Below are 8,978 nucleotides of genomic sequence, written 5' to 3' on the forward strand. Positions count from 1 at the left end.
ACGTACACACTAACTAAAGCATTTACATCAAACCCAACCGGTTTATTTTTGATGTACTGAATTTGGCGATAGATAACCAATGTGGATATAATTAGGATAATGGCAAAGCAGAACTGCCCAACAACCAACACTTGTCTTAAGCTTATATTCAAAAAGCCTTTTGCAGAGATTTTCCTTTTTAAGGTTTGAATGGGGTTAAAAGCCGATAAATAAAATGCCGGATAACTTCCTGCGATTAAACCTGTGGCCATAACAATTCCTAAAATACCAATCCAGCTCGCTGTGTTGAAGTATGAAATACCTAAATTTATGTTTAATAATTGGTTAAAGGCTGGCAAACACAATTCCAACAAAGCAATGGCTACAACAACCGCAACCAAAGTTAGCACCATCGATTCGGTTAAAAACTGAAAAATTAATGATGTGCGGTTTGCACCGATTGTTTTCTTGATCCCAACTTCTTTGGCCCGCTTTTCTGATTTAGCCGTAGCCATATTCATAAAATTAATGCAGGCAATGAGTAAAATACCAAATGCTAAACCTATAAAAAGATAAACTTGCTCGATATCTCCTCCAACAGGTTTGCCATTTTCAAACTTCCCAAATAAATGTAGTTTGCTGGCTCGATAGAGAAAGTGTGGCTGTGATTGTGGATTTTGTGGGCTATTGGCTTTTACCAAAGTCTCAACTTTACGATTTACCAAATCAATATTTGCATCAGCATTAAGGGTAACCATGGTTACAAAACTGTAATTATTCCAATTCAGATCTTTGGCACTTTCGTCAACAATTTCGTAAAACGACCAAGGCATTAAAAAATCAAACCGGTTGGAGCTATTTTCTGGCAAATCTTTAATTACACCAGTAATCGTTAGGTTTTCTTGATCTTGATAACGTACAGATTTATTCAAAACGTCAGTGGTTCCGAACAGCGTTTTTGCTGTACTTTCTGTCAAAATAACCGAAAGTGGATTTTTGAGCGCAGTTTTTGCATCTCCTGCAACAAACTCATAATCATACATTTTAAGGATATCTGGCTCAGCAAATTTCGAATCTTTTTTATAACTGTTTTGTCCGTTGGCAATTAAACTTTTTTTACCATAATCCATTCGGGCCACATATTTTACTTCGGGTAAATTTTGCTTTAAAAGCGGACCAAGTGCTGTTGTTGTACCATTAAAAGTTCCGGCAATTTTATTTCCCTCGCCCGGAACATTCGTCATCGCAACAAAAACATTGGCTGAATTTTTAGCCTGCTTATCAAAATTCCATTCATAAGAAACATACAACAACAACATTAAACAAGCCGCAAGGCCAATAGCCAAACCAATTATATTAATGAAAGAAGATGTTTTGTTCTTCCAAAGATTCCGCAATGCGATTTTTAAGTTTAATCTGAACATATTAGTATCAAGTATTTAGTATCAGGTATCAGGATGAATTATCGCTTTAAGCTTTCGTCTTTTAGCTTTATTCATATTTCAAAGCATCAACAGGATTAGCTTTAACTGCTCTTTTTGCCTGAATGCTTACTGTAATAATTGTTAATAGGATGGTAATTAAAGCACTGCTTATAAATGGCAGCACCGGCAAATCAATTCGGTAAGCAAAGGTTTCCAGCCACTTTTTGGTAAGAATGTAGGCAACTGGCCAGGAAATAACATTAGCCACTAGCACCATTATAAAAAATGAGCTGTTAATGAGTTTGAAAATTTGAATATCACTTGCACCTAAAATTTTACGAACCGCTATTTCTTTAATTCTACCGTTCGTAATGTATTTTGCAAAGGCAAACAACCCTAAAATGGCGATGAAAATGGTTAATAAAGCCGCAGCAAAGAACACAGACTGCAATTGTTCTTGCTTTTTGAAAAGTTTGCCATAAAGCTCATCTAAAAACTCGTACCTGAAATCTTCTCCGTCTTTAGGATTTATCCGAGGCCATTGAGATTTCAAAGTGGCCAAAGCCGAAGCCATTTTGTTTTCTTCAATCTTCAGCATAATCTGCAGTTTCGGATTTCCACAAGGATTTTTGATTGAATAAATAGTGGGTTGAACAATGCTTTCAAATCCCTGTGCTTTAAAATCTTTAATTACGCCTACAATTTTATAATCGGTATTACAACCTTTGATTGTTTTCCCAATTGGATTTTTCATTCCATATTTGGCCACCGCACTTTCATTAATCACTGCAGAATTTACGGTATCAGTACTAAATGATGGGGAGAAAAAACGACCTTGTTTCAGCTTAATATCCAGCGTTTCGAAGTAATCAAAATCTACATCAACAAAATCAATACTGGCTTGTACACCCTCAAAAGTGTAACCATTAGATCCATTCTCTGCACCATCTGGTACATCGGTTGCCACAGTTGCAGCTTTTATTCCATCAATTTTCAAAATCTTATCTCGAAGTGGCGCAAAATTCTCAGGTTTATTGAAATAGGTAATATTTTTAATGTAAACCACCTGATTTGCAGTAAAGCCTAAATCTTGAGTGCGCATGTATTTTAATTGCGAATTAATAATCAGTAATCCAATAATAAAAATTACGGCAATACTAAACTGAAAAACCAATAAGCCATTTCGTAACCATGAGCTTTGTTTGCTGGTAGCAAAATTACCTTTGAGTACTAAAGCAGGCTTAAATCCTGATAAAACCAAGGATGGATAGGTACCAGCGATTAAGGTTATCAAACATAAAATGAGTGGTAACTGCCAAAACAGATTGTTTTCAATTGTCCAGATCGATAGGTTAATTTGGAAAAGGTTATTGAAATACGGCAGAGCTAATTCAGCCAAAATTAGGGCAAAAATAGTTGCGGCAAAGCATTGTAGAAATATCTCTGTTAGAAATTGTGTAGTGAGCTGAAAACGATATGCACCCATCACTTTTTTAACGCCAACTTCTTTTGCTCTTTTTGTCGCTTGAGCAATGCTCAGATTTGTAAAGTTGATACAAGCGATAACCAGAATCAAAACTCCCAGTACGGAAAGGGCAAATAAAATTTTATATGGTGCATCATTACCGGCTTTAGGTCTTAGATGTAAGTTTGACAGCGGATCTAAAAATGTGGAAATACTTTTTATTTCTTCAATCGTTTTCTGGTCGGTTTCGCCTTTTAAAAGCTCTTTCCGGTATAAGTCAGTTATTTTTTGCTCCAGGTTAGCCACATCAGTTCCCGGTTTAACCTGAATGTATGTGTTATAGTTATTATAGCCATAGTTTTCGCCTTTACCCAATTCACTTGCTATGGATAAGGCATCAAAATTTATATTCGAATGCAAGTCATTTACAATCGAACCAGTTATCATTCCTGTATGACCAGAAGTACTACTTCCCATGCTTACCATTTCTGGTTTTTCATCTTTCTTATTTGGAAAAATCGCCCTCATACTTTCTTTATTTAGATAAAAAAAGAACTCACTCTCTCCTTTTGGTTTTTGCAAACCTGTACTCGGATTTAGATTGAGGATTCTAGCCGCCTCATAATCCGAATACATAAAGCTTTTAATAAACGTTGTTCTACCCTCGTTTTTTAAAGCCAACTCAAAAGTTCCATTTTTGGTTATACCAGCCCGCACAACTTCGGGAAAGTTCTGCTTAATGGCTTTTACCAAAGGTGGAGACGTATAATTTGTCTTAAAATCAGGATAAATTCTTCCCACCACATAAATGTTTTTATAGTTAGGGTTTGATTTATCGAAACTGGTTTCATAAGTAAAATACATCACAACCAAAATAAAAGCAGCCAAAGCAATAGCTAAACCACCAACATTAATTGATGTAATACCTCTATTTCTCCATAGGTTTCGCAACGCGATTTTTAAGTTAAGTTTGAACATTGTAGTATCAGGTATTTAGTCAAGATTGGGGTTTACTTTAAACTTTTAGCTTTAATCTTTTAGCCTTATTCGTATTTCAGTGCATCAACTGGGTTGGCTTTTGCCACTTTTATGGATTGGATGCTAACCGTTAAAATAGCAATGATAACGGATAGAGAAATCGCAATCAGAAATGGCAGAACAGATATTGATATCCTATATTCAAAAGCAGACAACCATTTATTGATAATGATGTATGCCAATGGAAAAGCGATTAAGTTTGCAATAGCAACCAGCTTAATAAAATCTTTATTCAGCAGTGTTAAAATGCTTGCAGTATTTGCACCTAAAACTTTACGGATACTGATTTCCTTTTTGCGCTGCTCAGCCATGAAAAGCGCTAAACCCAATAAACCTAAACAAGATATGAAGATTGCAAAGCCACCGAACCAGTTTGAAAGCGTTCCTAAAAGTTTTTCATTTTGAAATTTAATTTCAAATCCCTCATCTACAAATTTTCTGTTTACAGGATATTCGGGTTCTATTTGCTTAACCAATTCATCAATTTTTGAAATAGAAGTGCTAATATTTTGATTGGCATTTAGACGGACGATAATAACCTGTACATCATCCATATAACTTGGATAGAAAATCATTGGCGCAACTTTCTGATAAGCGCTTTCTACAACAAAATCTTTCACCACAGCAACATTGGTTTTTTCTGTTCCCCAATACCTGATTTTCGCTCCTATTGGATTTTTTAGCCCCATCATTTTAACCGCCGCTTCATTAAGCATAATGTTGTTGCTATCGCTTTTAGATGTTGAAGAAATCTCCCTTCCAGCCACTAAGTCTGTACCTATGGTTTTAATAAAATCATCGCCAACTCCCCTATTGTTAAATAAAATCGATTCTCCTTCGGTTTTACCTTCCCAATGAACATCAGTTGTGTTGTTCCCGCTCTCGGTGATGTCTTTACTAAAAGTGGTTACGTTGCTTGCTGCCCCAGATTTTAACAACTGTGTTTTAAGCAATTCCAGTTTGCTTTTTTCACCAACCTTGCCCCTCACCGCTATCTGAACCAGGTTAGATTTATCATATCCGATTGGCTTGTTTTTAACATAATTAAGTTGCTGATAAATAACTGAGGTACATACAATTAAACATGCTGCAAAAACAAACTGAACCACCACTAAAACCTTTCTTATCGATACAGAAGAATCTGTTTTGATTTTTAACCCTTTTAATACTTTTATCGGTTCAAATGATGATAAATAAAGTGCCGGATAGCTTCCGGCCATAAAGCCGGTAAAAACCATTAAGCCTAAAAGCGTTGTCCAAAAAGTTAAACTTTTATAATCAATTTGTAATTCGATGTTTAGCAAATTATTAAAGTAAGGCAAACTCACTTCGACCAAAATAAACGCCATCACACCCGAAATGATGGTTACAAAAACCGACTCGAGCAGGAACTGCCCTACCAAAGATTTTCTTGTTGAGCCTATTGCCTTGCGAATACCTACTTCCTTCGCTCGGCGCTCAGACCGAGCCGTAGATAAGTTCATAAAATTTACGCAGGCAATCAACAAAATACAGAAAGCCAATAGTAGAAATATTTTAAGTTGCTCAATTTTCCCGCCAACTGATTTTCCATTTTGAAAATCATCGTATAAATGCCATTTGGTGTAAGGATGCAATAAAGCTTCTGCTGTATTTCCTTGCTGGTTTCGTTTGTAAATATTTTTTATGCTTGCATTTGCAGCGTTAAAAAACTGATTGTCTTCCAACTGAGCCACAGTTAAACACATATTATTACCCCAATTTTTGTCTTTTGCCCAAGGCTCTCTTTGAATAAAAAGCGACCATGGCATTAAACATTCAAAAATCATGGAGTTGTTGGCAGGGATGTCTTCGATTATGGCCTCAACTTTTAAAACATCTTGATTATCAAGCTTAACCGTTTTATTGATTGGCTCTTCATTACCAAACAATTTCTTTGCGAAAGATTCTGTTAAAATAATAGAATTAACATTTTTTAAAGCCTCTTCCGGATTACCTTTTATAAATTTATAATCGAATATTTTAATGAAAGAACGGTCCGCAAAATTTACCCTCGAGTTGATTCTTTTTTCACCAACGGAAATTAATTTTGTAGATGGATAAGTAGTGTGTGAGGCATATTTAACACCCGGAATTTTAGCAGCAACTTCTTCTGCCATTGCATTTGGTGTCCACGCCCAACTGAAAATTTTGCCATTTGCAGGAGCATTCTGATAAACAACATAGGTTTTATCGCTATTGGCAAAATCCTTATCAAAACTCCATTCGTAGGCTACATAAAGCAGCAATATCATGCAACTTGCCAGTCCAATGGCCAATCCTCCGATATTAATCAGAGAGAATCCTTTATTCTTCCAAAGGTTCCGCAAAGCGATTTTTAAATTTAATTTGAACATCTTTTGAGTTTTACGTGGTAAGTTTTAAGTTATAAGCACAGCACGTAAAACCTAAAACGTATGACTTTTAACCTTTGAGCGCCTTATCCGAATCTTCCCATCCAGGAAGATTTCGGTGGCTTATCATTAAACTAAAACTATTTTAAAAAAGGTGAAAGGCTCAACCGTGTAGGGTCTAAGGCACTTACATATTAACCTTTTACCCTAAACCTTCCTTATATCAATTCCTCGTTCCTGCTTTTATTTATCTTTTCAGAAATCACATGACCATCTTTCAGGTTGATAATTCTGTTTGAGAAACTGGCGTCGTGGCTCGAGTGCGTAACCATTACGATGGTGGTTCCGGTTTCGTTTAATTCGCAAAGCAATTCCATTACTTCATTACCGTGCGAACTATCGAGGTTACCGGTTGGCTCATCGGCTAAAACCAACTTTGGTTTAGTAACCAAAGCCCTTGCAACCGCTACACGTTGCTGCTGACCACCCGAAAGTTGTTGTGGAAAGTGACCGCTACGGTTTACGATGTTCATCCTTTCGATGATTTCATTCACCAATTTCTTGCGTTCACCTGCTGGTATTTTATTGTAGATAAGCGGCAATTCGATGTTTTCGAAAACGGTTAACTCATCAATGAGGTTAAAATTCTGGAAAACGAAACCCATATTTCTTTTTCGGAAATTAGAACGTTCTCTATCATTTAAGGTTAAAAGTTCGGTGTCAATAAATTTGTAGCTGCCACTTTCAGGTTTATCTAACAAACCCATTACGTTTAATAAGGTCGATTTTCCACAGCCAGATGGTCCCATAATCGAAACAAATTCACCTTCTTTTACATGAAGATTAATTCCGTTTAGTGCTGTAGTTTCTACTTCTTCCGTTTTGTAAACTTTTTCCAGATTTTCTATTTTAATCATGAGGCAACTTATTTGATAGTTAGTTTAACATTGTTCTTTTGTGCATTTTTCAATTCTACCTCAAAATCCTTTTCTCCAAGTTTTTTGTGATAGATTTTAAATGTATATAATCCAGGTTGTAATTGTAATTCGCTAGTTTCTGCCTTTAATGCTAAATTAAATTTGACTTTTCCTTCCCGTACCAATTCAACTTTTTCTAGCAAGGCTAAATCTCCAATTATTGTGAAATCAGCTTTAGCAATCTTCGCATCAGCATCTTTTCCCGATTTACTATAAATATTCATTTCATAACTTACGCCATCCTTATTATCAATCCAGTTGGCTTCCTTCTTAAAGATGCTTTGCGCACTTGCTAAATAAGAAAAGCAAGCTAAAATTATCGTCATCAAAAATTTATTCATGTTATTTATTTATTAATTTCTACCTGGTCGTACTGGTTAAATTGGTCGTAAGACGATGTAATTACTTCATCACCTTTGGCTAAACCTTCTAGTATCTCGTAATACAGGTAGTTTTTCCTGCCAATTTTCACATTTTTCTTGGTTGCTTTACCATTGTTTACCACAAATACCCACGAACCGCCAGTACTTTGAAAAAACTGACCTTGAGCAAGTAATAAAGATTTACTGTTATCAGATAAAGTTAATTTTGTTTGTAGCGATAAACCACGACGCAGGCCTTCTGGAGCAGCACCTTTGAAAATCATTTCGACCTGGAATTGTCCGGCCGTTACCTCTGGAATTACCTTGCTCACGGTTAGGTTGTATGTTTTGCCATTAAATTCGCAAGTAGCGGTTTGTCCTTCTTTGACACGGTTAATGTAATATTCATCAACACCAGACTGAAGTTTATATCCTTGCAAAACATCAATTTTTCCAATCATTTCATTTGAGTTATAGGATTTACCAATTACCGGGTCGTAAGATGATAATTTACCTGAAACGGGAGCTTTAATTGTCATATTTTCGATGTTACGGCGAATCATTTCCAAGCTTTCATTCATCTGCCCCATCGATTGGTCGATTTGAGAAAGCTGCATTTTACGGCTTTGGTTTTCTTGTTTAATCGCTTGGCGAACGATTTTAAGTTTGCCTTGATAATATTCGTAATCCTGACTCGATTTATTAAATTCTTGCTGTGTGATCACTTTTTTTGCAAATAAAGCACTGTCGATTCTGTACTGACGGATTGCTGTACGCAGATTATTTTCAACATCTAAAACATCCTGATTTAAAATTCTTTGATTTTGCTCTAAGTCTAATCTAGATTTACGCAACTGATTAATTTGTTCGGTAGCCGCTGTTTGTTGAGAGGTATAGCCCATCATGGCGTTAGAGTTTTCTATTCTTAAAAGCGGCGTTCCTTTTACCACAGATGCACCATTTTCGGTAAAAATCTGCGCAACTGTACCTCCTTCTGATGAACTTACAATCACAGATGTTAATGGAACAACACTTGCATTAAGTAAAACTACATCTTCAAAATCGCCGTATTCTACTTTGCTGATGGTTAGTTTATCGGCATCAGCACTGTAGGTTTTTTTTAATGATAAAGTGTAGCCATAAATTACAACTGCTACAAAAGCAATTGCGCCACCTATCATTATTAAGGTTTTGGTGCTAAATCTTTTCTTCTCTATCTTTTTGTCCATTGTTCGGTTGTACTGTTCGATTGCCATTATGCCAAGCTTGTGCCAAACCTGAAAAACAAACTTAAAACATTAATTATCAGATATTTAAAAGTTTTTATAATTTTAAGCTGTTCATTTTCGGACAGTTTATGT

Annotated in this window: 6 protein-coding genes; all 6 read right to left on the reverse strand. The window is 35.8% G+C overall.

Annotated features, from left to right (window positions below; translation table 11 throughout):
* A partial coding sequence (locus tag ON09_RS20190; protein WP_010602881.1) for an ABC transporter permease occupies positions 1 to 1,403 on the reverse strand: 1,403 nt, incomplete at its 3' end.
* A gap of 67 nt (positions 1,404 to 1,470) precedes the next feature.
* Positions 1,471 to 3,846, reverse strand: a complete 2,376-nt coding sequence (locus ON09_RS20195) for an ABC transporter permease (RefSeq protein WP_010602882.1) — start codon at positions 3,844 to 3,846, stop codon at positions 1,471 to 1,473.
* Positions 3,847 to 3,911: 65 nt separating this feature from the next.
* On the reverse strand, positions 3,912 to 6,281 hold the full coding sequence (locus tag ON09_RS20200) for an ABC transporter permease (protein ID WP_010602883.1): 2,370 nt from the start codon (positions 6,279 to 6,281) through the stop codon (positions 3,912 to 3,914).
* 215 nt (positions 6,282 to 6,496) lie between these two features.
* Positions 6,497 to 7,195, reverse strand: coding sequence for an ABC transporter ATP-binding protein (locus ON09_RS20205; protein ID WP_010602884.1), 699 nt, complete (start codon positions 7,193 to 7,195; stop codon positions 6,497 to 6,499).
* Between the two features lie 8 nt (positions 7,196 to 7,203).
* Positions 7,204 to 7,596 (reverse strand): hypothetical protein, encoded by a 393-nt coding sequence (locus tag ON09_RS20210; RefSeq protein WP_010602885.1) that lies wholly within the window; start codon positions 7,594 to 7,596, stop codon positions 7,204 to 7,206.
* A 5-nt stretch (positions 7,597 to 7,601) separates the two neighbouring features.
* Positions 7,602 to 8,873 (reverse strand): efflux RND transporter periplasmic adaptor subunit, encoded by a 1,272-nt coding sequence (locus ON09_RS20215; RefSeq protein WP_010602886.1) that lies wholly within the window; start codon positions 8,871 to 8,873, stop codon positions 7,602 to 7,604.
* Positions 8,874 to 8,978: the final 105 nt, after the last annotated feature.

Source organism: Pedobacter agri PB92 (assembly GCF_000258495.1).
Lineage (GTDB): Bacteria > Bacteroidota > Bacteroidia > Sphingobacteriales > Sphingobacteriaceae > Pedobacter > Pedobacter agri.

Bases quoted from the DNA above. Each gene is read 5' to 3' on its own strand.
- ON09_RS20195 (WP_010602882.1), bottom strand. From the start codon at position 3,846: ATGTTCAAACTTAACTTAAAAATCGCGTTGCGAAACCTATGGAGAAAT.
- ON09_RS20200 (WP_010602883.1), bottom strand. From the start codon at position 6,281: ATGTTCAAATTAAATTTAAAAATCGCTTTGCGGAACCTTTGGAAGAAT.
- ON09_RS20205 (WP_010602884.1), bottom strand. From the start codon at position 7,195: ATGATTAAAATAGAAAATCTGGAAAAAGTTTACAAAACGGAAGAAGTA.
- ON09_RS20210 (WP_010602885.1), bottom strand. From the start codon at position 7,596: ATGAATAAATTTTTGATGACGATAATTTTAGCTTGCTTTTCTTATTTA.
- ON09_RS20215 (WP_010602886.1), bottom strand. From the start codon at position 8,873: ATGGCAATCGAACAGTACAACCGAACAATGGACAAAAAGATAGAGAAG.